Source organism: Vibrio sp. WZ-1, from assembly GCF_052037695.1.
In the GTDB taxonomy this organism is placed as follows: Bacteria; Pseudomonadota; Gammaproteobacteria; order Enterobacterales; family Vibrionaceae; genus Vibrio.
Window position 1 is genome coordinate 275,657 of record NZ_JBQEQR010000076.1, and the last position, 26,817, is coordinate 302,473.

The 26,817-nt window shown below is 43.9% G+C and carries 26 protein-coding genes; 12 read left to right on the forward strand and 14 right to left on the reverse strand.

The features are described from left to right. The first annotated feature begins 20 nt into the window (after positions 1-20). Both panB and panC read left to right on the forward strand, forming a co-directional pair. On the forward strand, positions 21-815 hold the full coding sequence (gene panB / locus ACTS60_RS13780) for a 3-methyl-2-oxobutanoate hydroxymethyltransferase (RefSeq protein ID WP_440888695.1): 795 nt from the start codon (positions 21-23) through the stop codon (positions 813-815). 11 nt (positions 816-826) lie between these two features. Next, positions 827-1,729: a pantoate--beta-alanine ligase gene (gene panC / locus ACTS60_RS13785; RefSeq protein WP_440888696.1), complete on the forward strand. Its 903-nt coding sequence runs from the start codon at positions 827-829 to the stop codon at positions 1,727-1,729. A 60-nt stretch (positions 1,730-1,789) separates the two neighbouring features. Here panC and ACTS60_RS13790 read toward each other — a convergent pair whose 3' ends face one another. The 4 genes from ACTS60_RS13790 to ACTS60_RS13805 all read right to left on the reverse strand — a co-directional run bounded on the left by ACTS60_RS13790 (position 1,790) and on the right by ACTS60_RS13805 (position 6,659). After that, on the reverse strand, positions 1,790-2,719 hold the full coding sequence (locus tag ACTS60_RS13790) for a Kdo(2)-lipid IV(A) acyltransferase (protein WP_440888697.1): 930 nt from the start codon (positions 2,717-2,719) through the stop codon (positions 1,790-1,792). Positions 2,720-2,860: 141 nt separating this feature from the next. After that, positions 2,861-3,631 (reverse strand): ABC transporter permease, encoded by a 771-nt coding sequence (locus ACTS60_RS13795; RefSeq protein ID WP_440888698.1) that lies wholly within the window; start codon positions 3,629-3,631, stop codon positions 2,861-2,863. Beyond that, positions 3,631-4,548 carry an ABC transporter ATP-binding protein gene (locus ACTS60_RS13800; RefSeq protein ID WP_440888769.1) on the reverse strand — a complete coding sequence of 306 codons (918 nt, stop codon included), beginning with the start codon at positions 4,546-4,548 and terminating at the stop codon, positions 3,631-3,633. The genes ACTS60_RS13795 and ACTS60_RS13800 overlap by 1 nt, the downstream gene beginning before the upstream one ends. Before the next feature lie 440 nt (positions 4,549-4,988). Continuing rightward, complete coding sequence (locus tag ACTS60_RS13805; RefSeq protein WP_440888699.1) at positions 4,989-6,659, reverse strand: SulP family inorganic anion transporter; 1,671 nt, start codon at positions 6,657-6,659, stop codon at positions 4,989-4,991. 284 nt (positions 6,660-6,943) lie between these two features. Here ACTS60_RS13805 and can point away from each other — a divergent pair, with 284 nt between their 5' ends. Continuing rightward, positions 6,944-7,612, forward strand: coding sequence for a carbonate dehydratase (gene can, locus ACTS60_RS13810; RefSeq protein ID WP_440888700.1), 669 nt, complete (start codon positions 6,944-6,946; stop codon positions 7,610-7,612). Positions 7,613-7,690: 78 nt separating this feature from the next. Here the strand turns inward: can and hpt are convergent, their stop codons facing one another. Continuing rightward, positions 7,691-8,221 (reverse strand): hypoxanthine phosphoribosyltransferase, encoded by a 531-nt coding sequence (gene hpt, locus ACTS60_RS13815; protein WP_440888701.1) that lies wholly within the window; start codon positions 8,219-8,221, stop codon positions 7,691-7,693. 319 nt (positions 8,222-8,540) lie between these two features. On the opposite strand from hpt, the gene ACTS60_RS13820 reads away from it, so the two are divergent. Continuing rightward, a complete protein-coding gene (locus ACTS60_RS13820) occupies positions 8,541-9,155 on the forward strand; it encodes a LuxR/HapR/OpaR family quorum-sensing transcriptional regulator (protein ID WP_010450170.1) in 615 nt (204 codons plus the stop codon). 18 nt (positions 9,156-9,173) lie between these two features. On the opposite strand, the gene ACTS60_RS13825 is transcribed toward ACTS60_RS13820, so the two are convergent. The 6 genes from ACTS60_RS13825 to ampD all read right to left on the reverse strand — a co-directional run bounded on the left by ACTS60_RS13825 (position 9,174) and on the right by ampD (position 17,606). Continuing rightward, on the reverse strand, positions 9,174-9,377 hold the full coding sequence (locus ACTS60_RS13825; protein WP_440888702.1) for a hypothetical protein: 204 nt from the start codon (positions 9,375-9,377) through the stop codon (positions 9,174-9,176). 169 nt (positions 9,378-9,546) lie between these two features. Then, complete coding sequence (gene lpdA, locus ACTS60_RS13830) at positions 9,547-10,977, reverse strand: dihydrolipoyl dehydrogenase (protein ID WP_440888703.1); 1,431 nt, start codon at positions 10,975-10,977, stop codon at positions 9,547-9,549. A 243-nt stretch (positions 10,978-11,220) separates the two neighbouring features. Continuing rightward, positions 11,221-13,134, reverse strand: coding sequence for a pyruvate dehydrogenase complex dihydrolipoyllysine-residue acetyltransferase (gene aceF / locus ACTS60_RS13835; RefSeq protein ID WP_440888704.1), 1,914 nt, complete (start codon positions 13,132-13,134; stop codon positions 11,221-11,223). A gap of 30 nt (positions 13,135-13,164) precedes the next feature. Beyond that, positions 13,165-15,828 carry a pyruvate dehydrogenase (acetyl-transferring), homodimeric type gene (gene aceE, locus ACTS60_RS13840; protein ID WP_010450177.1) on the reverse strand — a complete coding sequence of 888 codons (2,664 nt, stop codon included), beginning with the start codon at positions 15,826-15,828 and terminating at the stop codon, positions 13,165-13,167. Between the two features lie 55 nt (positions 15,829-15,883). Continuing rightward, a complete protein-coding gene (gene pdhR, locus ACTS60_RS13845; protein ID WP_005446261.1) occupies positions 15,884-16,651 on the reverse strand; it encodes a pyruvate dehydrogenase complex transcriptional repressor PdhR in 768 nt (255 codons plus the stop codon). A 397-nt stretch (positions 16,652-17,048) separates the two neighbouring features. Beyond that, complete coding sequence (gene ampD / locus ACTS60_RS13850; protein ID WP_440888705.1) at positions 17,049-17,606, reverse strand: 1,6-anhydro-N-acetylmuramyl-L-alanine amidase AmpD; 558 nt, start codon at positions 17,604-17,606, stop codon at positions 17,049-17,051. A 92-nt stretch (positions 17,607-17,698) separates the two neighbouring features. On the opposite strand from ampD, the gene nadC reads away from it, so the two are divergent. From nadC to yacG, 8 genes are all read left to right on the forward strand, one after another. Further along, the gene (gene nadC / locus ACTS60_RS13855; RefSeq protein WP_440888706.1) at positions 17,699-18,586 is read left to right on the forward strand and encodes a carboxylating nicotinate-nucleotide diphosphorylase; all 888 of its coding nucleotides are present in this window, start codon (positions 17,699-17,701) and stop codon (positions 18,584-18,586) included. Positions 18,587-18,818: 232 nt separating this feature from the next. Beyond that, entirely contained in the window at positions 18,819-19,238 is a 420-nt protein-coding gene (locus ACTS60_RS13860; RefSeq protein ID WP_440888707.1) for a pilin, read from the forward strand. 5 nt (positions 19,239-19,243) lie between these two features. After that, positions 19,244-20,929, forward strand: a complete 1,686-nt coding sequence (gene pilB / locus ACTS60_RS13865) for a type IV-A pilus assembly ATPase PilB (protein WP_440888708.1) — start codon at positions 19,244-19,246, stop codon at positions 20,927-20,929. A 13-nt stretch (positions 20,930-20,942) separates the two neighbouring features. After that, positions 20,943-22,166 carry a type II secretion system F family protein gene (locus tag ACTS60_RS13870; RefSeq protein WP_440888709.1) on the forward strand — a complete coding sequence of 408 codons (1,224 nt, stop codon included), beginning with the start codon at positions 20,943-20,945 and terminating at the stop codon, positions 22,164-22,166. A gap of 71 nt (positions 22,167-22,237) precedes the next feature. Continuing rightward, the gene (locus ACTS60_RS13875; protein ID WP_440888710.1) at positions 22,238-23,107 is read left to right on the forward strand and encodes a prepilin peptidase; all 870 of its coding nucleotides are present in this window, start codon (positions 22,238-22,240) and stop codon (positions 23,105-23,107) included. After that, positions 23,108-23,722 (forward strand): dephospho-CoA kinase, encoded by a 615-nt coding sequence (gene coaE, locus ACTS60_RS13880; protein ID WP_440888711.1) that lies wholly within the window; start codon positions 23,108-23,110, stop codon positions 23,720-23,722. It abuts the gene before it with no gap. Positions 23,723-23,750: 28 nt separating this feature from the next. Further along, positions 23,751-24,491, forward strand: a complete 741-nt coding sequence (zapD, locus tag ACTS60_RS13885) for a cell division protein ZapD (protein WP_407832470.1) — start codon at positions 23,751-23,753, stop codon at positions 24,489-24,491. 63 nt (positions 24,492-24,554) lie between these two features. Then, positions 24,555-24,749: a DNA gyrase inhibitor YacG gene (gene yacG, locus ACTS60_RS13890; protein ID WP_010450195.1), complete on the forward strand. Its 195-nt coding sequence runs from the start codon at positions 24,555-24,557 to the stop codon at positions 24,747-24,749. 328 nt (positions 24,750-25,077) lie between these two features. Here yacG and rplS read toward each other — a convergent pair whose 3' ends face one another. The 3 genes from rplS to rimM are packed head-to-tail and all read right to left on the reverse strand — an operon-like array spanning position 25,078 to position 26,792. After that, positions 25,078-25,431 (reverse strand): 50S ribosomal protein L19, encoded by a 354-nt coding sequence (rplS, locus tag ACTS60_RS13895; RefSeq protein WP_038870475.1) that lies wholly within the window; start codon positions 25,429-25,431, stop codon positions 25,078-25,080. Between the two features lie 41 nt (positions 25,432-25,472). Then, positions 25,473-26,216 carry a tRNA (guanosine(37)-N1)-methyltransferase TrmD gene (gene trmD, locus ACTS60_RS13900; protein ID WP_010450200.1) on the reverse strand — a complete coding sequence of 248 codons (744 nt, stop codon included), beginning with the start codon at positions 26,214-26,216 and terminating at the stop codon, positions 25,473-25,475. Positions 26,217-26,243: 27 nt separating this feature from the next. Further along, on the reverse strand, positions 26,244-26,792 hold the full coding sequence (gene rimM, locus ACTS60_RS13905) for a ribosome maturation factor RimM (RefSeq protein WP_440888712.1): 549 nt from the start codon (positions 26,790-26,792) through the stop codon (positions 26,244-26,246). Positions 26,793-26,817 lie beyond the last annotated feature (25 nt).

The window sequence follows — 26,817 nt, forward strand, 5'->3', positions numbered from 1 at the left end:
CTCCTAGTGAGGAAAAAACAATGAAAAAAATGACCATTAACGACCTGATTAAGTGGAAGCAAGAAGGTCGTAAATTTGCTACTTCAACTGCATACGATGCAAGCTTTGCCCAACTTTTTGAAAGCCAAGAAATGCCGGTTTTATTGGTAGGTGACTCTCTAGGCATGGTTCTGCAAGGTAAATCAGATACATTACCTGTGACCGTTGAAGATATCGCTTATCACACACGCTGTGTGCGCGCTGGTAGCCCTAATTGTCTATTGATGGCTGATATGCCATTCATGAGCTATGCAACGCCTGAGCAAGCGTGTGAGAACGCAGCAACGCTAATGCGTGCTGGTGCAAACATGGTAAAAATTGAAGGCGGTGATTGGTTAGTTGATACCGTTAAGATGCTAACTGAACGTGCAGTTCCAGTTTGTGCTCACCTTGGTCTAACACCTCAATCTGTAAACATCTTTGGTGGTTACAAGGTACAAGGTCGCGATCAAGAAAAAGCGGATCGTATGGTTAAAGACGCTCTGGCATTGCAAGAAGCCGGTGCTCAAATTGTTTTACTAGAGTGTGTTCCTGCTGACTTGGCAGCGCGCATTACACAAGTACTTGATGTGCCAGTGATTGGCATCGGTGCTGGTAATGTGACAGACGGTCAAATTCTTGTAATGCACGATATGTTTGGAATTTCGGCGAATTACATGCCAAAATTCTCGAAAAACTTCCTTGCTGAAGCAGGTGATATGCGCAAAGCTGTGGCTCAATACATGGCTGATGTTGAAAGCGGTGCGTTCCCAGACGAAGCTCATACCATTGCCTAGAGGATAAATGCATGCAAACTTTTGCGGAAATTTCAGCAGTTCGTGAACAGATCAAAGCCTTTAAACGAGAAGGCCGTAAAGTGGCGTTTGTCCCAACGATGGGCAATCTACATGAAGGTCATTTAACACTTGTTCGTAAAGCGCGCGAATACGCTGATGTCGTTGTCGTAAGCATCTTTGTAAACCCGATGCAGTTTGACCGTGCAGACGATTTAAACAACTACCCTCGCACTTTAGAAGAAGACCTAAGCAAACTAGGTGGCGAAGGCGTAGAAGTGGTGTTTACACCAACACCAGAAATCATCTACCCTGAAGGCTTAGACAAACAAACGTTCGTTGACGTTCCAGGCCTATCAAGCATCCTTGAAGGTGCCTCACGTCCAGGTCACTTCCGCGGTGTAACCACCATCGTGAACAAACTTTTCAACATTGTTCAGCCTGATGTTGCTTGCTTCGGTGAGAAAGACTTCCAACAACTTGCTGTGATTCGCAAGATGGTTGAAGACCTAGCGATGGACATCGAAATTATTGGCGTCCCAACGGTACGTGAGATGGATGGCCTTGCCATGAGTTCGCGTAACGGTCTACTGACCATCGATGAACGTCAACGCGCACCAGTATTGGCTCGCACGATGCGTTGGATCAGCAGTGCTATGCGTGGCGGTCGTGATGATTACGCTTCAGTGATTGAAGATGCGAACGACCAATTGCGCGCAGCTGGCCTACAGCCAGATGAAATCTTCATTCGTGATGCTCGTACACTTCAAGCCATCACTACAGAGACTGCACAAGCGGTGATCCTGATGTCTGCATTCTTAGGTAAAACACGCCTAATCGATAACCAAACGGTTGATATGGTTGTAGAAACTAAAGAAGAAGAGTCAAGTGAAGATAGCTCAGCAAATGCAGAGTAAACCAATCGCTTGAAAAAGGTCGGCTATATGCCGACCTTTTTTACATATGGTGATTTGACTTTATGAGTAAACACTCTGCAGCCCTTCAGGCCGAGTCTTAAATCGCTTGTGTAACCACATCCATGCAGGAATATCTCGTTTTATCATCCCCTCGATTTCTTGATTCAAGATACTCGCCGCTTTAACCGGATTGCGTCTTTCAAATTGCTCACTCAGATCTTCACCAATGTAAAGCGTATATTGGTTGTCGCTCATGACCGTCACTCCGGACATCACTGCACACTTGGTTGCATCAATCAATACACTCGAGCCAGCCGTGCTTGCTGCCTGTTCGACGGCAAAGAAAGGCGCAAAGACAGAATTATTCACCCCGTAATCATGATCAGGCAGGTACCACAGTCGCTGACCACTTTTCAAAACCTTGAGCATCGACTTCACGTCTTTTCGGTCTATCATTTGATGCCCAAAGCGCGTTCGACCGCGATGCTGAATAAACTCATAAGCTGGGTTTGAGTTCGGGCGATACACACCGTATCCTTTTGCAAATTGGCTAAAAATACGGGCCGTCATCTCTAAGTTAAGATGGTGGCTACATATCACCAGCACACCACGCCCATCTCTTTCTTGTTCTAGAATGTGTTCTTTACCAACCACCGCCACCAAACGTTTTACCCGCCATTCAGGCCAAAACCAAGCCATCCCCGTTTCAATCAGTGCCATACCGGTGTATTTAAAGTTTACCTTAACCAACTCCTCACACTGTTGATCGTTATATTCAGGAAAACAAAGCTTAAGATTACGCTTAGCAATTTTTCGGCGACGCTTCATTGGCAACATAGCAAGGGAGCCTATACCTGTTCCCACAGCACGCAATAACGAATACGGAAGAACGTTGACGATCAATGCTAACAACCCAAATGCAAACCACACGGACCAGTATTTGGGATACAGCAATTTAAAGGAAAAAGAGGGCGACGGGACGATATTCATGGCATCACTCGTTTACAACAAATGCATTTACAGTAAATGAGTAAAAACTAGCATGTTAAGAGAGGAAAAATTGTATGAGAATGTATAGATATGCATAGAAAAAGAGCAGCTCTGATGGCTGCTCTTTCAATAATTTTTGTATTAGCTTCTTAAACCAATACCTTTGGTGATTAGGTAATGAGCGACCGCATAAAGCGCAACCACAAACACCGTTAGTACGCTAAACGAAGTGACAATACCCACGTCAGACACACCAAGGAAGCCATAACGGAATGCATTCACCATGTAGACGATAGGGTTCAGTTTAGACACCCCTTGCCAAAACTCAGGCAACAGGTTGATTGAGTAAAACACCCCACCAAGATAAGTGAGTGGCGTTAATACAAAGGTAGGAATGATAGAGATGTCATCAAACGTTCTCGCATACACCGCATTAATCAAGCCACCGAGTGAGAACACTACAGAAGTCATAAATACTGTCGCAATTATGATGCCCCAATGGTCGACTTGCAGATCTACAAAGAACAGCGACACGAACGTCACGATGGTCCCCACTAACAAACCACGAACCACACCACCCATAACAAAACCAAGAATAATGATGTAGTTCGGCACTGGCGCCACTAGTAACTCTTCAATGTTACGCTGGAACTTAGAACTAAAGAACGACGACGCCACGTTGGAGTACGAGTTGGTGATCACCGACATCATTATCAAACCCGGCACGATGTATTCCATGTAGCTGAACCCGTTCATTTCCCCAATACGGGAACCAATCAAGCTACCAAAAATGATGAAGTACAGCGTCATCGTAATTGCTGGTGGCACTAAGGTCTGTACCCAAATACGAGTGAAGCGATTGATTTCTTTTGTCAGCAGACTACAAAAAGCCGTCCAATATAACTTGTACATTATTGGTTACCTCCACGCACGATGCTGACAAACAGCTCTTCCAAACGATTCGCCTTGTTACGCATAGAAAGTACTTTCACACCATGCTCAGAGAGTTGACTAAACACTGAGTTCAACCCTTGGCTCTTATCCAGTTCAATCTCTAGCGAACCATTGATCATCGCTTGACTATTCACACCCGTTAACTCAGGCATCTCACCATCAAACTCGACATCGAGAATGAAAGTTTCAACACGAAGTTTTCCGAGTAGCGCTTTCATCGTTGTGTTCTCAATCAGCTGACCTTTATTGATGATACCGATGTTGCGACATAGTATTTCTGCTTCTTCAAGATAGTGTGTGGTTAGGATAATAGTAATGCCCTGCTCTTGGTTAATCTCTTTTAAGAAATCCCACATTGAGCGACGTAGCTCGATATCCACACCGGCCGTCGGTTCATCAAGAATCAGTAGTTGAGGCTCATGCATCAAGGCTCGCGCAATCATCAAACGACGCTTCATACCACCCGATAGGTTACGCGCACGCTCTTTGCGCTTTTCCCATAAATCGAGCTTGGTCAGATACTTCTCAGCACGTTCTTTCGCCAGCGTTTTAGATACACCGTAGTAACCCGCTTGCTGAATCACAATCTGCTCAACCGTTTCAAATTGGTTGAAATTGAACTCTTGCGGTACCAAACCTAGGTTTTGCTTCGCTAGTTCAAGGTGCGTATCAATGTCGTAACCAAAAACCTTAGCCGTACCGGAAGTTTTGTTTACTAATGAAGAGATAATGCCAATAGTGGTTGATTTGCCAGCACCATTCGGCCCTAGAAGCGCGTAAAAGTCACCTTTTTCTACTTTTAGACTGATACCCTTCAACGCTTCAAATCCGCCCGCATAAGTCTTGCGAAGCTGTTCAATTTCTAATGCGTACATTGCGTAATAGTTGCCATCTGTTGATGAATCGTGAATGCCAATACCGTAGTAGCTCATTGATAGCTAATCAAAAATCAAAAACGGTATTGCACTGAAGTTGAATTAGTTTATCGTTGAATAACGATGAATACAAATAAACCTTTCCATAAAACTAGAAATAACTAACCTCAGCTCGGGATAAGAAAGTCACCAATGTTAAAACATTCATATAGTTAGCCTATCAATTTAGGCAGTGCTGCTAATTAAGACGCCAAACAAGGCAAAATCACAAGTCAATAGCTGGTCTATTGCGTTGATTTTAACGAAGTTAGGCGCTTAAGTAGCTGTACTGAATGGCTTAAATTATCCCGAACTGAGGTTAACTATCAATGTCCCATCTCAGACCAACAAAAAAGCGCCACCAATTATCTCCGGTAGCGCTTTTAAATAAGTCACTTAGATTACATAGTTAGCATTTTATGCTCATCTGTTTCTACATGCTTTATCGCCGCATTCAGTGCTTCGTATCGGAACTTGTAGGTGTTCTCATCAGGCACTAAATCAATCACATGGAACTTCTCTAACTGTTCACGAGTGCGTTGGTTCGGACACAGCAAGTAAACTTCACACTCCGCATCCAAAGCATCTTTGATCGCATTCTCAAGCGCTAAGCCTACCGTGACATCAATCATCGGCACATCAGTCAGATCGAGGATCATCACTTCATAATCGGAGATACTAGAGTGTTGGCGAGAAATGGCTTTCGATACACTGAAGATCATTGGCCCCGAAAGATAGAAGAACAACACTTTACCATTCGCTCGATCCAACAGGCCTCGCTCACTGTCTGTTAGCGGCACATCATCTTCATCCGCATCACTGATTGCCTTCACTTGGCGTGCTTGCTCTCGACTCAAGCGCTCAATGATAATGATATTAGAAATGAATACCCCCAATCCTACAGCGACGATCAAATCAACAAACACCGTCAATAGCATTACGCCATACATGACCGCCATCCCCGGGAAGCTCACCTTATGAGCACGTTGGATAAAACTCCAATCAAGAATATTGAAACCGACATACACCGCAATGCCGGCCAGCACCGCCATTGGGATTGGCTCCGTCAGGCCACTGGCAACCAGTACCACCAACGCCAGAATCAGTGCGCGAATGACTCCGGATAATGGTGAACGAGCACCGACTTGGATGTTGGTTACGGTCCCCATTGTCGCGCCTGCACCTGGCAGTGCACCAAACAGGCCAGAGATCATGTTTGCCAAACCTTGCCCGCGCAGCTCCTTGTCCGAATCGTGCTCTTTACGCGTCAAAGAGTCACCAATCACTGCGGTTAATAAGGTATCAATACAACCTAGTGTACCCAATACCAATGCATCAATAACCATCTCAGTGAACATAGCTGGATCGATATGTGGCACAACCAAAGATGGTAAGCCCGCTGGAATTTCACCGATTCGGCGAATGTCTTCTACGTCAAATACGATGACAGATAGCAAGGTTACCGCGACAAGCGCCACCAGCTGCGCCGGAACGTATTTACGGTACTGTTTAGGGAAGAAGAATAAGATACCTAACGTTAGCAAACCTAAAAACAGCTCACTAAACTTAAGGTTTGAAATAGTCTCTGGCAATGCTGAAAGCGTCCCAATAACCCCACCAGAAGGAGCTGCATGACCAAGTAAAGGAGATAACTGTAAGATAATCAGAATCACACCAATACCGGACATAAAGCCTGATATTACGCTATAGGGCATTAGCGTGACGTACTTACCCAGCTTTAATGTACCAAGCACAACTTGGAATGCCCCAGCCATCATCACCACGGTAAAGGTCATTGCCATACCTGTTTCTGGGTACTTCGCCATCATACTGGTCAACACAGCTGTCATGATTACTGTCATCGGACCGGTTGGCTCAGAAATTAGGGTATTCGAGCCACCAAACAGCGAAGCGAAAAGCCCCACCATTATTGCCCCCCAAAGCCCCGCTTCCGCACCGGCACCTGATGCCACACCAAAAGCTAATGCAAGAGGAAGTGAAATGATGGCCGTCGTAACGCCCCCAAACAGATCCCCTTTCAAGTTGATATCCTTAAAGCGACTACCGAACATTGAATTTGCTCCCTGCATAAAAAAGATAAAATTCCATCAATTTATCAAATAATTCGATGTAGAAAAAAACCAAAAAAGACCACTTTATTAGCAAGCCTATTTGTTTAATGAATGATGCCTGCATATTTTATGATTTTATCAGCGAGAACTCGTCAGATGAGTCATCTTTGATGAATATTTAACGGGATCGAAATTGTAACATTGTGTATAGTTACAGCGCTGATCGCTTTGTAAGCACACTCGAGCGATGAGCTTTTTGAATTATTAGGGAAGTAGATTGCCAGATGCCGGAAATTAAACAATTATTCGAAAATAACTCGAAATGGTCGGAAGAAATTAAATCTGATCGTCCAGAATATTTTGCAAAGCTAGCCGAAGGTCAGAAGCCTGATTTTCTTTGGATTGGATGTTCCGATAGCCGTGTACCTGCAGAGCGATTAACCGGACTTTTTTCTGGCGAGCTTTTTGTTCACCGAAATGTCGCTAATCAAGTGATCCATACCGACCTAAACTGTCTTTCGGTTGTGCAATACGCGGTCGACGTATTAAAAGTGAAGCATATTATTGTCTGCGGGCACTATGGTTGTGGTGGTGTAAATGCTGCTATCGATAACCCTCAACTTGGGCTTATTAATAACTGGCTTCTTCATATCCGAGATCTCTACTTTAAACACCGTACTTATCTTGACCAAATGCCAGTCGAAGACCGTGCTGATAAACTTGGTGAAATAAATGTAGCTGAACAAGTCTACAACCTAGGTAACTCGACCATTATGCAAAATGCTTGGGAACGTGGTCAGGATGTAGAAATTCATGGCGTTGTTTATGGGATTGAAGATGGTCGCCTTGAATATTTAGGCATCCGCTCAAACTCAAAAGAGACCGTTGAGGCGTCGTATCAGAAAGCACTAGCAACTATCCTCAACTCGGATAATAAACTGCTTTGTCGCTAATCACTGCCTAGATTGAAAAAACGCCCGTTAATCTCTTAACGGGCGTTTTTTTATATTCTCAACCAAGAGTTGTGGTGATTACTCTTGAGGTACTACTTTACCAATGAACGGTAGGTGACGATATTTCTGAGCGTAGTCGATACCCACACCAACAACAAACTCATCAGGAATCGCAAAACCGACGTAATCAACAGGCACATCAACTTCACGACGTGATGGCTTGTCTAACAGCGTACAGATAGCAATCGATTTTGGCTCACGTAGAGAAAGAATCTCACGGATCTTGTTCAGCGTATTACCCGTATCAATAATATCTTCGACGATCAGAACATCTTTACCTTTGATATCGTCATCTAGATCTTTAAGGATACGCACATCACGAGAGCTTTCCATCGTATTACCGTAGCTCGAGGCAGTCATAAAGTCGACCTGATGAGTCAGATCAATGGCACGTGCTAGATCCGCCATAAAGACAAATGAACCACGAAGCAAACCAACCAAAACCAGGTCTTCACTACCTTGGTAACGTTTTGTAATTTGCTTGCCTAATTCGCGAATACGCTCCTGAACTTCTTGCTCAGAAATCATAACTTCTACTGTATGTTTCATACTGTGCTCAATATTCTTGTGAGTTGAGGTTGGTCGTACGCAAACGATCACCTTTTTACGCAGCGTAGTGTAACACCACGAGTTGAGTGATAAAAGCGCTCTGCACCCCAAAGGGATTTTTAGATCTACATCTAAGTTCTGATAAGCAGTTGATGAAAAATGCTCCAGTAATGACATTCCTATCGATAAATTATTGATTGCATATTGACCTTAATCATATGCACCATTACACTCATCAAGCTTTAAGCAATTATTAGAATAATCAAATATAAGCGTATTAAACGCTAAATAATCAACTCAAATGGCAAGGAAATTTATTATGGACTCAATTGCAAAGAGGCCTCGTACTAGGCTTTCACCTCTAAAACGTAAACAACAGCTGATGGAAATCGCTCTTGAAGTGTTTGCTCGTCGAGGTATTGGCCGTGGCGGCCACGCAGACATTGCTGAAATCGCACAAGTTTCTGTGGCGACAGTATTTAACTACTTCCCTACTCGTGAAGATTTGGTTGATGAAGTTTTGAATCATGTTGTACGTCAGTTTTCTAACTTCCTTTCAGATAATATCGACTTAGACATTCATGCACGTGAGAATATCGCCAACATCACTAACGCAATGATAGAGCTAGTAAGCCAAGATTGTCATTGGTTAAAAGTATGGTTTGAGTGGAGTGCATCAACACGTGATGAAGTATGGCCACTATTTGTAACGACAAACCGCACTAACCAACTACTGGTGCAAAACATGTTCATCAAAGCGATCGAACGTGGTGAAGTTTGTTCTGAGCATGAGCCAGAGCACTTGGCAAACTTGTTCCACGGCATTTGTTATTCGTTATTTGTACAAGCAAATCGTTCTAAGAGTGAATCTGAACTAGCTAGCTTAGTTAATTCTTACTTAGATATGCTTTGCATCTACAACCGCGACCATTAAGCTGAAACGCGAATTTGATTAAATCAAAGGCTGATACTTAGGTATTGGCCTTTTTTGTTTTTGATAAGCGATAAGCGATAAGCGATAAGCGATAAGCGATAAGCGATAAGCGATAAGCGATAAGCGATAAGCGATAAGCGATAAGCGATAAGCGATAAGCGATAAGCGATAAGCGATAAGCGATAAGCGATAAGCGATAATAATTTGTCTTTCTTGAAACAAGTCAACTCCTTTAGAGCCGACCCTCTTTCATTAGCCTTCCCACAACCAGCTCTCGATTCCTAAAGCGGAACACTCCCGAACCTCCAAACGTAGCGTTCTTTTCTTCCAATAAAAAAACCGCTGACGAATCAGCGGTTTCTAAAAACATTAGCGAGTAGCTAAGAAAAAGTTACTTTTTCTTTTTAACTGCTTTTTTGTTTGGAAGGTCAGTGATTGAACCTTCAAATACTTCAGCAGCTAGACCCACTGACTCGTGTAGAGTTGGGTGAGCGTGGATAGTTAGTGCGATATCTTCTGCATCACAACCCATCTCGATAGCTAGACCGATTTCACCAAGTAGTTCACCACCGTTAGTACCAACGATAGCACCACCGATTACGCGGTGAGTTTCTTTATCGAAGATTAGCTTAGTCATACCGTCTGCACAGTCAGATGCGATTGCACGACCTGATGCTGCCCAAGGGAATGTTGCCACTTCGTAGTTGATGCCTTCTGCTTTCGCTTCTTTCTCAGTCTTACCAACCCATGCTACTTCTGGCTCAGTGTAAGCGATTGATGGGATTACTTTAGGATCGAAGTAGTGCTTCTTACCAGAGATAACTTCAGCCGCTACGTGGCCTTCATGCACACCTTTGTGAGCAAGCATTGGTTGACCAACAACGTCACCGATCGCGTGGATGTGAGGAACGTTAGTACGCATTTGCTTATCAACGTTGATAAAACCACGCTCGTCAACTTCGATACCTGCTTTTTCAGCGTCGATTAGTGCACCGTTTGGAACACGACCGATAGCAACAAGAACGGCATCGTAACGCTCAGCTTCCGCTGGTGCTTTCTTGCCTTCCATTGAAACGTAGATACCGTCTTCTTTCGCTTCAACTGCTGTTACTTTAGTTTCAAGCATTAGCTTAAACTTGTTCTTAATGCGCTTAGTAAAGACTTTAACGATGTCTTTATCCGCAGCAGGGATAACTTGGTCAAACATCTCTACTACGTCTACTTTAGAACCTAGAGAGTGGTAAACCGTACCCATTTCTAGACCGATGATACCACCACCCATAATAAGCAGTTTTTCTGGTACTTCTTTCAGCTCTAGAGCATCCGTTGAATCCCAAATACGTGGGTCTTCATGCGGGATGAATGGCAGTTTGATTGGGCGAGAACCTGCAGCAATGATAGCGTTGTCGAAGTTAACAGTTGTTGACTCGCCTTCGCCTTCTACAAGGATAGAGTTAGGGCTTGTGAACTTACCGTAGCCGTTTACTACAGTAACGTTACGCATCTTAGCCATACCGCTAAGACCACCAGTCAGTTGGTTTACAACTTTCTCTTTCCAAATACGGATTTTGCTGATGTCTGTTTGTGGTTCGCCAAACACAACACCGTGCTCAGCCATCGCTTTCGCTTCTTCGATAACTTTTGAAACGTGAAGAAGTGCTTTAGATGGAATACAACCAACGTTTAGACATACACCGCCAAGAGTGCTGTAACGTTCAACTAGTACTGTTTCTAGACCTAAGTCCGCACAACGGAATGCAGCTGAGTAACCAGCAGGACCAGAACCAAGTACAACAACTTGGGCTTTAATTTCTTTGCTCATTGTGACCTCTTGTAGTCATTATCCCTAACAGGCTGAGTAGATGTTCTTAAATTATTAGGCTTTCAAACGATCAATATTTTACAGAGATGTTAACAGTGTGAAAGCAGCTTTAAGTTAGCCTGTGAGCTAGACAACAATTCATCTTTCAGATTCTGAACGATGGGAGAAATTGTCGTCTAAAAATAGTCTTTTATATAAAGAAGTAAGGTGACCCGAAAGCCACCTTAACTATTACTTTCTAAATTACAGTACTAGGCGACGAATGTCTGATAATGCACCGTTTAGGAAAGTAATGAAGCGTGCACCTTCTGCACCATCAATCACACGGTGGTCGTATGATAGAGACAGTGGAAGTTGTAGGCGTGGTTCGAACTCTTTACCGTTCCACACTGGCTTCATTTCAGATTTAGAAACACCTAGGATACCAACTTCTGGCGCGTTTACGATTGGCGTAAATGCCGTACCGCCGATGCCACCAAGGCTAGAGATTGTGAAACAACCACCTTGCATGTCAGCTGCCGTTAGCTTACCAGCACGTGCTTTCTTAGACACAGCCATTAGCTCTTCAGATAGCTCGTAGATGCCTTTCTTGTTCACGTCTTTAAATACAGGAACAACCAGACCGTTTGGCGTATCTACTGCGATACCTACGTTCACGTACTTCTTAAGAATGATGCTTTCGCCATCTTCAGATAGAGAAGAGTTAAACGCTGGGAACGCTTCTAGTGCTTTCGCTACCGCTTTCATGATGAACACAAGTGGCGTGATCTTCATACCAGTGTCTTTCTTCGCTTCGATTGCGTTCTGTTCTTTACGGAATGCTTCTAGCTCAGTGATGTCAGCGTTATCCCACTGTGTAACGTGAGGGATCATTACCCAGTTACGGTGCAGGTTAGCACCAGAAATTTTCTTAATCTTAGAAAGTTTCTGAACTTCAGTTTCACCGAACTTGCTGAAATCAACTTTTGGCCAAGGTAGTAGACCAAGCGCGCTACCGTCACCGCCTTTGCCAGATGCTGCAGCACCAGACTCAAGACGCTTAAGTGCATCTTTAACGTAAGCTTGAACGTCTTCTTTCAGGATACGGCTCTTACGACCAGTACCTTTAACCTTAGATAGGTTAACGCCAAATTCACGAGCTAGACGACGAACAACTGGAGATGCGTGTGCGTAGTCACCGTTTTCTTGGAAATCGTTCGCTGCAGGTGCCGCTTCAGCTTTTGCTGCTGGAGCAGGAGCCGCCGCAGGCGCTGGAGCTGCTGCCGAAGGAGCCGCTGATGCAACTGGAGCTACAGGAACTGAACCAGCTACTTCGCCTTCCATTGTAGAGAAAATCATGATTAGAGAGCCAGTCGTTACTTTGTCGCCTTCAGCAATCTTGATCTCTTTAACTGTACCTGCGAATGGTGCTGGTACTTCCATAGAAGCTTTGTCGCCTTCTACAGTAATTAGAGATTGCTCTTCTTCTACTGTATCGCCAACTTTAACCATGATCTCAGTAACTTCTACTTCGTCACCGCCGATGTCTGGTACGTTTACTTCTTTGTCAGCTGCTGCCGCTGGAGCCGCCGCAGGTGCTGCCGCCGCAGGAACCGGAGCTGCTGCAGGTGCTGAACCAGCTACTTCGAATACCATTACTAGAGAACCAGTAGAAACTGAATCACCAGAAGCGATCTTGATTTCTTTAACGATACCAGCGAATGGTGCAGGAACTTCCATTGAAGCTTTGTCGCCTTCTACAGTTAGAAGTGATTGCTCTTCTTCTACTGCATCGCCAACTTTAACCATGATCTCAGTAACTTCTACTTCGTCGCCACCGATATCAGGAACGTGAACTTCTTTTAGTTCTGCTGCCGCTGCTGCTGGAGCTGGAGCTGCTGCTGGAGCCGCTTCCGCCGCAGGAGCAGGTGCAGCGTCAGCTGCACCCTCGGCTTCGAAAATCATGATAAGAGAACCAGTCGTAACAGAATCACCTTCTGCTACTTTGATTTCTTTAACGATACCTGCTTGAGACGCTGGAACTTCCATAGAAGCTTTGTCGCCTTCAACAGTGATCAGAGACTGTTCTTCTTCAACCTTGTCGCCAACGCTTACAAGAATCTCAGTAACTTCAACCTCATCCGCACCAATGTCAGGTACATTAATTTCGATTGCCATTGCTTATTTACCTTCTAGTTAAGCGCTGTATTAAGCGTAAAGTGGGTTTGTTTTTTCAGTGTCGATGTTGAACTTAGCAATTGCTTCAGCAACAACAGACTTCTCAACATCACCACGTTTCGCTAGTTCAGTTAGTGCTGCAACTACCACGTAGCCTGCATTAACTTCGAAGTGACGACGTAGGTTCTCACGGCTGTCTGAGCGACCGAAACCGTCAGTACCAAGAACTTTGTAAGACTCAGTTGGCATGAATGCACGTACTTGCTCAGCGTAGTTCTTCATGTAATCCGTCGCAGCGATTGCTGGTTCGTTACCAAGAACAGTAGTGATGTAAGGCACTTTCGCTTCAGCTTCTGGGTGAAGCATGTTGTAACGCTCTGCATTTTGACCATCACGAGTTAGCTCGTTGAATGAAGTTACAGAGAACACGTCAGATGCTACGCCGTACTCTTCGCTTAGGATAGTCGCTGCTTTACGTACTTCGTTCATGATAGTACCAGAGCTCATTAGCTGAACTTTACCCTTAGCACCTTCGTGAGACTCAAGCTTGTAGATACCTTTACGGATGCCTTCTTCAGCGCCTTCTGGCATTGCTGGCATTGCGTAGTTTTCATTCATTACTGTTAGGTAGTAGTAAATGTTTTCTTGCTCAGGACCGTACATACGACGGATACCATCTTGCATGATTACTGCTAGCTCGTAAGCGAATGTTGGGTCGTAAGAGATACAGTTCGGGATAGTGTTCGCTTGAATGTGCGAGTGACCATCTTCGTGCTGTAGACCTTCACCGTTCAGTGTTGTACGACCAGCTGTAGCACCTAGTAGGAAGCCACGAGCTTGTTGGTCACCTGCTAGCCATGCCATGTCACCAATACGTTGGAAACCGAACATTGAGTAGTAGATGTAGAACGGGATCATTGGCAGATCGTTTGTGCTGTAAGAAGTAGCAGCAGCAACCCAAGATGCCATTGAACCTAGTTCGTTGATACCTTCTTGAAGAACTTGGCCTGATGTTGCTTCTTTGTAGTAAGAAACGATGCCTTTATCTTCCGGTGTGTATTCTTGACCGTCTGGGTTGTAGATACCCACTTGACGGAATAGACCTTCCATACCGAACGTACGCGCTTCATCACAGATGATAGGAACAATGTTCTTACCGATGTTCTTGTCTTTAAGCAGAATGTTCAACGTACGTACGTAAGCCATAGTCGTTGAGATTTCACGCTTCTGAGCACCTAGTAGAGGAGCGAACTCTTCTAGTTCTGGTACTTTGAACTCTTGTGTGAAGTTAGGTAGACGCTGTGGCGTGTAACCTTTCAGAGCTTTACGACGAGCATGCAAGTATTCGTACTCAGCAGAGCCTTCTTCCAGTTTCAGGTATGGAAGCTCAGCCACTTTCTCATCAGAAAGAATGTCTTGTAGACCTAGACGATCACGTAGGTATTGTACGTGAGTCATGTCCATCTTCTTAACACCGTGAGCGATGTTCTTACCTTCAGCCGCTTCGCCCATGCCGTAACCTTTAACAGTCTTAGCTAGGATTACTGTTGGCTTGCCGCTTGTTTCTTTTGCATTGTTAAATGCAGCAAACAGCTTAGAAGAATCGTGACCACCGCGCTTCAATTCGAAGATTTGGTCGTCAGTCATGTCTGCAACTAGTGCAGCTGTTTCTGGGTACTTACCAAAGAAGTGCTCACGTACGTATGCGCCATCTTTAGATTTGAATGTTTGGTAGTCGCCATCGATCGTCTCGTTCATAAGCTGTAGTAGCTTACCAGTCGTATCTTTAGCTAGTAGTGCATCCCAGTTGTTGCCCCAGATAACTTTAACTACGTTCCAACCAGCACCTTTAAACAGACCTTCAAGCTCTTGAATGATCTTACCGTTACCCATTACAGGGCCGTCTAGACGCTGTAGGTTACAGTTGATTAGGAAACATAGGTTGTCTAGCTTCTCACGCGCAGCGAAAGAGATAGCACCGCGTGATTCTGGCTCATCCATCTCACCGTCGCCTAGGAAAGCGTATACACGTTGAGCAGAAGTATCTTTCAGGCCACGGCCGTTTAGGTACTTAAGGAAACGCGCTTGGTAAATAGCAGAGATTGGACCAAGACCCATAGATACTGTTGGGAACTGCCAGAACTCTGGCATTAGTTTAGGGTGCGGGTATGAAGGTACGCCTTTACCGTCTACTTCTTGACGGAAGTTGTCTAGCTGCTCTTCAGTTAGACGGCCTTCAACGAATGCACGAGAGTAGATACCCGGTGAAATGTGACCTTGGTAGTAAACTAGATCGCCACCGTCCGTCTCGTTTGGAGCACGGAAGAAGTGGTTGAAACAAACTTCGTAGAACGCTGCTGCTGACTGGTAAGAAGCCATGTGACCACCAAGGTCTAGGTCTTTCTTAGAAGCACGCAATACGATCATGATTGCGTTCCAGCGAATAATCGAACGAATACGACGCTCAAGAGTTACATCACCAGGGTAAGCTGGCTCTTGTGCAGCTGGAATAGTGTTGATGTAGTTTGTGTTGATGCCAGTTGGCATATCAACGCCGTCTAGACGTGCTTTTTCTAGAACGGTTTCTAGTAGAAACTGTGCACGTTCTACACCTTCTTCACGAACAACGGATTCAAGGGCTTGTAGCCAATCTTGAGTTTCCAGTGCATCTACGTCATGCTTCATGTCAGACATGGCGATCTATCCTTCTGTTGGTTGGATCTACTTATTTAAGTAAGCGGTTCTTGTGTTAAGAATCGTTACCTTGCTGAATTCGACGCAGAGAACGCTCTCGTCGAGACTCTTCTCGAGTCAAATCCAACAATGTTTCTTCAATATAAGCTAAATGTGAGTGAGACATTTCACGTGCCTTTTCAGGCTGACCAGAAACAATCGCATCCACGATATTAGCTCTGTGTTTACTTACTTTATCGACCACTTCATCGCGGCGATGTAAGAGCTTTAGATTCTGTAAAACATTTTGCTCAAGCAAAGGGGCAAGACTACGAACAATATGAAGCAGGACGACATTGTGTGCCGCTTCGGTCAAAGCAATCAGAAACTGCATAACCGCAGCAGCTTCTGCCTCAACGTTATCGCCTTTTTGCTCTTCACTGATTTGATTCAAGCATGCCTGAATACGAGCAAAATCCTCATCGGTACCACGTAATGCTGCAAAGTACGCTGAAATGCCTTCCATCGCATGACGCGATTCAAGTAGGTCTAACTGCGTTTCGGAGTGAGTTGACAATAAGTTCAATAAAGGATCTGAAAAGCTTTTCCAGATGTTTTCGCTAACGAATGTGCCACCGCCTTGACGACGAGTAAGCAGACGTTTTGCTTCTAAACGCTGAATGGCTTCACGGACAGATGGACGAGACACATCGAACTGCTTAGCGAGTTCGCGCTCTGGTGGCAACTGCTGCCCCGGAGAGAGTGTTCCTTCCACAATCAACCTTTCTAGCTCTTGTTCAATAACATCAGAGAGCTTTGGCTGACGAATCCTTTGATAAGCCATAATTTATTGTTCTTCTACTCTTGCAGGTAATTGGTAATACCAATTTTAAGTTGGTGCAGAAATTAACATAATTAAAACGTTACTGTCCAGCCAAAAATTGACCTAAATCATAGAACAGACCTACAACCAACACTTTGATAACAATCGCCCATTAAAACAGCAATAAAATTGGTATGACCAATTACATAAACAAAACAGTTGGGGAGTCTGCGTGCTAGTAAATTTGATCAACAAAAACAAAAAATGACAAAATTATCTGTACAGTTATTCATCACTGACCGTTTTAAACGTTCAAAATGTAGTTAACTTTTAACAAGCGCTCATATTTCTTGTATCAAAAAAAGGCATACCTGAGTGTATGCCTTATTTATTTCTGTTTTTTAAATTTACACTTTCGCTACAAGTCGGCGTTTACTTGGTGCCGGAACTTGACCCAGTCAAAGCTTAGACCAGGGTCCGCTTTTCTCAAGGGAGCAATGAACTGATGTCCTGTAATCCGAGGTAAAGTGATTTTCGGGTAGGTCTGCATGACCGCATGGGTCAAAGCCGTAAGTGATTGATATTGTTCTTCTGTATAGGCAATAAACTCGGTACCTTCGAGCTCAACACCAATCGAATAATCGTTGCAACGTTCACGGCCAGCGAAGCTAGACTGCCCTGCATGCCATGCCCTATCAAGAAAAGAAACAAACTGAACTATTTCACCATTACGCTTTATTAAGCAATGTGCCGAAACGCCCATTTTGTGAATTACCTCAAAAAATGGATGTGCTTTAGGATCGAGATTGCCCGTAAAAAAGTCCTCTATGTAAGAACCACCAAACTGCCCTGGCGGCAAACTGATGTTGTGAACCACCAGCAGAGAGATGTCTTCTTTGTCTGAACGAGCATCAAAAAATGGCGATGGCACGTGCTTTGCCTTCGTCAACCAACCATTCTCGATTTTTAGGCACATATCAACCTCTCTACTTTGCAAATTAACTGCTGAAATTATTGACACCGGAGAGTATCATTCGTTGCCATCTCCCTTTCAAGACAAGATTTGCGATGAAGAACACACACAACAGCCAAGAACGCCTAGAATACCTTAAGCAACAGCTTCCATTAGAAATCACTCGTGCCGTAGCCGATACCCTAAAAGAAGATCTAGGTGGCACATTGGATGCAGAAAAAGACATCACCGCATCGCTTATCCCTGCTGACGCCATTAATGCAGCCACCATCATCACACGTGAATACGGCGTGTTTTGCGGTCAAGCATGGGCTGATGAAGTATTCAAGCAACTGGGCGGCAAAGTAACCATCGAGTGGCATGTCAAAGATGGTGACAAAGTTGTACCAAACCAAACGCTTTGTACGTTAACAGGTCCTGCCCGAGATTTGCTCACCGGTGAACGCAACGCAATGAACTTTATTCAAACCCTTTCTGGTTGCGCAACCATCACTGCTGAATACGCTGAAAAAATTGCTCACACTGAGTGTCGTCTACTAGATACACGTAAAACCATTCCAGGTCTGCGCAGTGCCCTGAAATACGCAGTAGCCTGTGGCGGTGGTTTCAACCACCGTATTGGCGTGTTCGATGCTTACCTTATTAAAGAAAACCACATCATTGCATGTGGTGGTATCACTCAAGCAATCACGACAGCGAAAGATCTCAACCCAGGCAAGTCAGTTGAAGTAGAAACTGAGAGCTTGGACGAGCTAAAAGAAGCGATCGAAGCGGGTGCAGACATCATCATGCTAGACAACTTCACTACCGATATGATGCGTGAAGCAGTTGCTATCAATGCAGGTCGCGCGGCATTAGAAAACTCAGGCAATGTAACTTTAGAAACCATCGCTGAATACGCAGAAACCGGAGTAGATTACATCTCTGTCGGTGCTTTAACTAAGCACCTAAAAGCGATGGACCTTTCGATGCGCTTCAAATAACGAACGTTAAATTCGTCACCAAAAAATGACTAATATGAAGAGGAGCTTAGGCTCCTCTTTTTATTTATAAGCTCAAAATTCATCGCAAAAGAATGTAAGCAAAATGTAACAACAAGTGAAAGATACCTAAGCGACTCGAATCTATAGACTCATTGTATTTTAAGCCCCCCCTGTTCTTTTTAGTCTTCCCGCCATGCATAAGCATTAACTAAGTTTATCTTAAGGAAACAAGATGAAAACGAATAAACAGAAGAAGCAGCAAGGTTTTACGCTGATTGAATTGATGATTGTAGTGGCGATTATTGGTGTACTGTCAGCAATTGCAGTGCCAGCTTACCAAGACTATGTTGCCAGAAGCGAAGCAGCATCAGGGCTTGGAAGTATAAAGTCATTAGTAACACCTGCGGAACTTTTCTATCAAGAGAACGGCACTGCCGCTGCTGCAACTTTAGCCGAACTAGGAATTGATGGCGCAGCTAACGACTTGGGAGCAATCACTTCAAACGTTGCGAATGATGTAGCTACCCTCGTGTTTACCTTCAATGGTAACAGTTCTATGAATGCAGAAACTCTGACCTTGACACGTTCAGTAGCTGAAGGTTGGACATGTGCACCTAGCGCAAATGTTCCTGCATTAGACGGTTGTCGATAATATAGATGTTAACCAACCTCTCAACAGTTCTTCGCCAAGCAGGAATACTGACCTTTTCCCAAGAAGAGCTGTTACTTGAGCAAGCTAAAGCTTCTGGTATATCAATGCCAGAAGCTTTGCTCAATTCTGGCTTTTTCCAATCTCATGAATTAACAGAGCACCTAAGCTCTGTTTTTGGAATTTCTTGCACTTCTCTCAATGAATACGAATACGCTTCATTGTGCAAAAAACTGGGTTTACGCGAGCTTATCACTCGCCATAACGCTCTGCCATTAAATCGCTCTTCTTCAACGCTTATTCTAGCCGTCGCTGATCCAACCAATCTTCAAGCCGAAGACGACTTTCGTTTTGCGACAGGCTTGCAAGTCGAGCTTGTTCTGGCTGATTTTCGCGAGCTGGCCGCTGCGATTCGGCGCTTATATGGTCGAGCACTTAGTCAGGAAAAATCGGGATTAAAAGAAATAAACCAAGATGAGCTCGCAAGCTTGGTTGAGATTGGAGATTATGAGATTGAGAACATCGAAGATCTCAGCCAAGACGAATCGCCGGTCAGTCGTTATATTAACCAAATTTTGCTCGATGCCGTAAGAAAAGGAGCATCTGATATTCACTTTGAGCCTTATGAAAATATCTATCGAGTCAGACTTCGCTGTGATGGCATTCTTATGGAGGTACAACAGCCTCCAAGTCATCTTAGCCGACGTTTATCTGCGCGATTAAAAATCTTGTCCAAGCTTGATATTGCAGAAAGGCGCTTACCTCAAGATGGTCGAATTAAGCTCAAACTGAACAGTGATACTGCTATTGATATGCGAGTATCAACACTGCCGACTTTATTCGGTGAAAAGATCGTCCTAAGGTTACTCGATAACAGTTCTTCATCATTAGCCATTGAATGTCTAGGCTACAGCGAATCACAGAAACAAGCATACCTACAAGCCCTTAAACGTCCTCAAGGCATGATTCTGATGACGGGACCAACAGGAAGCGGCAAAACAGTCTCTCTATATGCTGGTTTAAACATTTTGAATCAGCCTGAAGTTAATATATCGACAGCTGAAGATCCTGTTGAAATTAACTTACTCGGTATCAACCAAGTTCAAATCCAGCCCAAAATTGGGTTCACATTTGCTGAAGCTCTGCGTTCATTTTTAAGGCAAGACCCGGATATCGTTATGGTTGGCGAAATCCGAGATGTTGAAACGGCAGAAATTGCAATGAAGGCCTCACAAACGGGTCACTTAGTATTGTCCACATTACATACCAACTCAGCGGCCGAAACCGTCACTCGCCTTAGTAATATGGGCGTATCAAACTATAACCTATCTTCTTCACTGAGCTTAGTGATTGCTCAGAGATTAGCTCGCAAGCTCTGTAACAACTGTAAACAAATCGCAAATCACTCAGACAAACCTCTTTTAGAATTAGGTATTACGGATGAGGTGATTTATCAAGCAAATACAAAAGGTTGTAGTGAATGTAATAACGGGTATTTGGGGAGAACGGGAATCTATGAAGTTATGATCTTTGATGAACCACTCATTCAAGCGGTCGCTAACGGAGTAAGCAGCTCTCAACTTGAAAAACTAGCCGTTGAAAACGGAATGCACACTTTAAAAATGTCAGGTATAGAAAAATTAAAGCAAGGTATAACCAGCTTAAACGAACTGCAGCGAGTTCTATTTTTGTGAGTGACGATACTAGATGAAGACCAAACAGCCAAATCTTAGAAACTTTCGCTGGAAAGGCATCAACAGTTCTGGAAAACAAACGTCAGGTCAGCTTCTTGCTTTAACAGAACAGGAAGTTAGGGAGCGCTTAGTCGCACAACATATTAAAGTCAGAAAGCTAAAGAAATCGAATATTTCCTTGTTGACTAAACTGAGCCATAAAGTCAAAGCAAAGGACATCACCATTTTCACTCGCCAAATTGCAACCATGCTTGCCACTGGCGTTCCTATTGTACCGGCATTAAAGCTGGTCACGGAGAACCACCGTAAAGCTGAAATGAAATCAGTTCTAATCAGTATTAGCAAAGCCGTTGAAGCTGGGACCCCGATATCCAAAGCTATGCGTCTAGCGAGCCATCATTTTGATCCGCTTTATACTGACCTAATATCCACCGGAGAACAGTCAGGTAACCTCTCACAGGTTTTTGAGCGTCTGGCAACTTACCGAGAAAAAAGCGAACAACTTAGGGCAAAAGTAATCAAAGCACTCATCTACCCTGTAATGGTTATCTTAGTGGCTCTCTCTGTGTCATATCTGATGCTAACTCAAGTGATCCCTGAATTTGAGAAGATGTTTGTTGGATTTGGAGCCGAGCTCCCTTGGTTTACAAAACAAGTACTCAGCTTATCTTCATGGATGCAGATTTGGGGGCCTTTTATATTATCGGCAAGTGTAGCGATAGTTCTCTCAAGTCGTTTTTTAGCCAAACGATCTGATTCTTTTAGGTTACTCCTCGCTAAAAACTCGCTCAAGCTACCAATCTTAGGGGGAGTCTTATCGAAGGCCGCTATAGCAAAATTTAGTCGAACCTTGGCCACCAGCTTTAGTTCCGGAATTCCAATACTCACAAGCTTAAAAACCACTTCAAAAACATCGGGTAACTTACACTACCAACTCGCCATTGAAGAGGTTTATCACAATACTGCGGCAGGGATGCCTGTTTATATCGCAATGCGAAATTGTAATGTGTTTCCTGAACTCGTTTTACAAATGGTAATGATTGGGGAAGAATCCGGTCGCCTAGACGATATGCTCAATAAAGTCGCTACTATTTACGAGTTTGAGGTCGACAATACTGTCGATAACCTAAGTAAGATCCTGGAACCATTAATTATTGTTTTTCTTGGTGTTGTCGTTGGAGGTTTGGTCACAGCAATGTACTTACCAATCTTTAATTTGATGAGCGTATTGGGATAGAATGTTGCTTTAGATAATTAATCCTATCAAAACAGCACTTTGCTATTTGATTCATCGCGCAAGAGACAGATATGGAAGTATTCCACTACTACCCATGGCTATTCGTTGTATTCGCTACGATTTTTGGTTTGATCGTAGGTAGTTTCCTCAACGTTGTTATTTATCGGCTACCCAAGATCATGGAACTAGAGTGGCGACGCGAATGCGCTGAATCATTCCCTGAATACAAGATCGAGCCACCAAAAGAAAAGCTCACATTAAGTGTCCCACGCTCTTCTTGTCAGCAATGTGGAACGCCAATTCGTATCCGAGATAACATCCCTGTGATTAGCTGGCTATTACTGAGAGGTAAATGCCACAACTGCCAATCATCTATTAGTGCTCGCTATCCTCTTGTCGAACTGCTTACTGCGTTTTGTTCGGGTTTTATCGCCTTTCATTTCGGTTTTAGCTACTTCACTTCAGCTCTGATTTTCTTTACTTTTGTACTGATTGCAGCCACATTCATCGACCTCGATACCATGTTGTTGCCAGACCAACTTACTTTGCCTTTGATGTGGGCAGGTATTGCGCTTGCTCTCGGCGGAATAAGCCCTGTTAGCTTACAAGACGCCGTTATTGGCGCTATGGCTGGCTACCTCTGCCTTTGGAGTGTTTACTGGGCATTCAAACTTCTAACCGGCAAAGAAGGAATGGGCTATGGCGACTTTAAACTCCTTGCCGCATTAGGTGCTTGGCTAGGTTGGCAATCTTTACCGATGATCATTTTGCTCTCTTCGGTGGTAGGCGTCATCTTTGGTCTTATCCAATTGCGCTTGCAAAAACAAGGTATCGAGAAAGCCTTTCCTTTTGGTCCCTACCTAGCGATCGCAGGTTGGGTTAGCCTAATTTGGGGCAACCAAATTCTCAACTGGTACTTTACGTCAATTCTAGGAGTGTAAATGGCTTTTGTTATTGGCCTGACTGGCGGTATTGCAAGCGGCAAAACCACAGTGGCAAACCTATTTAAGCAACAGTTTAAAATTGACATTGTGGATGCCGATATCGTTGCCCGTGAAGTGGTGGAACCAGGAACACCAGGGCTTAATGCTATTGTCGAACACTTTGGCGCTGATATTCTCCATGAGAATCAAACGCTTGATAGAGCAAAATTAAGGGAAAGGATTTTCTCAGCCCCCGAAGAGAAAGCCTGGCTCAATGGATTATTACATCCAATGATCCGTGAGAAGATGATCGAAGACTTAGAACAAGTGACATCTGACTATGCACTTTTAGTTGTTCCTTTATTGGTGGAAAACAAACTTGATAGCTTATGTAATCGTGTCCTTGTTGTTGATGTAGAACCACAAACTCAAATATCCAGAACAGTGAAACGAGATAACGTTAGCGAAGAACAAGCAAAAGCGATCTTAGCTTCCCAAGCATCTCGAGAGCAACGACTCGCTCTGGCTGATGATGTGGTTAAGAATAACCCAAATGACCCTGAACTTTTGCTTCAAATCACAGATTTGCACGAAAAGTACCTAGCCATGTGTAAGAAAAATCTGCGAAAATAGGAATTGAAATTCAATAGGGCTTAAGTTGATGACCACGCACAAATTTGAACATCCTTTAAATGAGAAAACTCGCATATATTTAAGAGTAGAGTCTCTGCTGCGTCAGGCTCACTTAGCCTCTGGTTTTACCGATAACCATCAGTACCAACTTTTCTTTCGCTCGATCTTCGATATGCTTGAGATCTTTGAACAAATTCAATTGAAAAGTGAATTGGCGAAAGATCTTGAGAAGCAACGCCTCTCCTATCGAAATTGGCTAAATGTCGATGGCGTCGATCAAGAAGCCCTTAGTGCCCTTCTAAAAGAGATAGATACCATTCATGAGCATCTCATGCGTGCAGAGCGTTTTGGTCAATCCTTAAAAGAAGATCGTTTTCTAAGCTCAATCCGCCAAAGATTTAATTTACCAGGTGGGTCATGCTGCTTTGATCTTCCTGCTCTGCATTATTGGTTACACCTACCAATCGAACGGAAAAAGCATGATGCGAATCAGTGGCAATCTAGTTTAAAGCCTTTATCTGATGCTTTATCTCTATGGTTGAAACTTACTCGTGAAACTGGCCACTTTAAAGCACAAATAGCTCGTGCAGGCTTTTTTCAAAGCGACGCTGAAGAAGCAAATATCCTACGTCTGCATATTCCAATGGAATACGGCGTCTACCCGATGATTTCAGGACACAAGAACCGCTTTGCGATTAAATTTATATCGTTTGAAAGTGGGCAAGCTTGTACGCAAGACGTCGAGTTTGAAATTGCAGTTTGTAGCTAACAACGACACACACTATTATTTTTATACCCCTTTGACACTTCAACACAATGGGACTCTTTAACCATGTCTAAAATTACTATCGTTCCATGCCCACAGTGCGGTGCCGACGTAGAGTGGGGAGAACAAAGCCCTCATCGCCCTTTTTGCAGTAAGCAATGTCAAATGATTGATTTTGGCGAATGGGCAGATGAAGAGAACACCATCCCTGGCGCACCAGATATGTCGGACAGCGACGGTTGGTCTGAAGACCAGTACTAAGAATAGAGGCTAGAGTCGAGAAACGAGAACGCTTCGAGAATAAAGAGAGGGGTTGATGTGAGAACATCGGCCCTTTTTGTTTTTCGGGATTCGGTTAATTTTGTCTTTCTAAGGACAAGTTCTGTCAACACCTTCGAGGCCAAACTTATTACACTAGCCCTCCAATAACACCTCTCGGTTCCTAAAGCGAAGCGCTCTCAAATCTCGAAGCGCAGCATTCCTAATTATCGAAGGACGAAGTTCATTCCCTAAGCACAGCACCCTTTTTGCGCATAAAAAAACGGAGCCCATTTGGGCTCCGTTTACGATGAGAACGCTAGTTATAGCATTACTTCTTAGCAAGTTTCTCTTTGATACGAGCTGACTTACCAGAACGCTCACGTAGGTAGTACAACTTGGCACGACGTACTGCACCACGGCGTTTAACTTCGATGCTATCAACGATTGGAGAGTGTGTTTGGAACGTACGCTCAACACCTTCACCGTTAGAGATCTTACGTACAGTGAAAGCAGAGTGAAGACCACGGTTACGGATTGCGATTACAACGCCTTCGAAAGCCTGTAGACGCTCACGCTCACCTTCTTTAACTTTAACCTGAACTACAACAGTGTCACCTGGTGCAAATTTAGGCAGGTCTGATTTCATTTGCTCTTCTTCAAGAGCCTTGATGATGTTACTCATTTTTTAAATTCCTAGAATAAACTGATACTAAATAAATTAGGTTACTTTGCGTTATGTTCACTAATGAACTCAGCAAGTAATTGTTCCTGTTCGTCAGTCAGAGCTAGGTTTTCCAGGAGCTCTGGTCTTCTTAGCCAAGTTCGGCCCAGCGACTGCTTTAGTCGCCATTGACGAATGTCCTTATGATTGCCTGACATCAGTACCGCTGGTACCTCTTTGTCATCCAACACTTCAGGACGCGTATAGTGAGGGCAATCTAACAAACCATTTGCAAAAGAGTCTTCTTCTGCCGACGCAAAATCGCCAAGTACACCCGGAACAAACCGAGAGACTGAATCAATTAACGTCATGGCTGGTATCTCACCACCCGTCATCACAAAATCACCAATCGACCATTCTTCGTCGACTTCAGATTGAATGATGCGTTCATCTACCCCTTCGTAACGACCACAAATCAGAAGTAAATTCTCATTCGTTGCCAGTTCTTCAACCCCTTTCTGGTCGAGCTTGCGACCTTGAGGAGAAAGGTAAATGACTTTCGTCTTACCCGGTGAGGCTGCTTTCGCGGTATGAATGGCATCGCGCAAAGGCTGAACCATCATTAACATACCAGGGCCACCACCGTAAGGTCGGTCATCGACAGTGCGATGTTTGTCGTGAGTGAAATCTCGAGGATTCCAAGTCTCAATAGACAAAAGACCTTTTTTAACCGCTTGACCTGTTACTCCATAATCAGTAACAGAACGGAACATTTCAGGAAAAAGGCTAATTACGCCAACCCACATGTTTATCTCGCTCTGTAATTTTGGAGATTAGAATCCAGGATCCCAGTCAACTTCGATCCGTTGAGCTTCGCGATCAACTTTGATGATCACTTGCTCTTCAAGGAACGGGATTAATCGTTCCTTCTGCCCGAAAGCATCTTTAAGATTTGCTTTAACAACCAGAACATCGTTTGAGCCAGTTTCTAGAATGTCAGATACGACACCTAGATCGTAACCTTGAGTGGTTACTACTTGCATCCCAAACAATTCACGCCAGTAGAACTCATCTTCTGACAATTCAGGAAGTACCGCAGGGTCAATAGCAATTTCAAAGTTTGTCATTAGATGCGCGTCTTCACGAATATCTAGACCTTCCAGCTTAGCCACCATACCTTTGTTATGGCGCTTCCAGCTTTCTACTTTGTACTCAACCCACGTACCCTTTTGGTTAATAAACCAAGGGCTGTAATCGAAAATGCTTTCAGCATTGTCTGTGTAGGAAAAAACTTTAAGCCAACCTCGAATGCCGTAAGTAGCACCAAACTTGCCTACAACAATCTTTTCGTTGCTCATTGTTTCTTTACCTTTCATCGACATAAACTAGTTTCTACTTCTGAAGTAA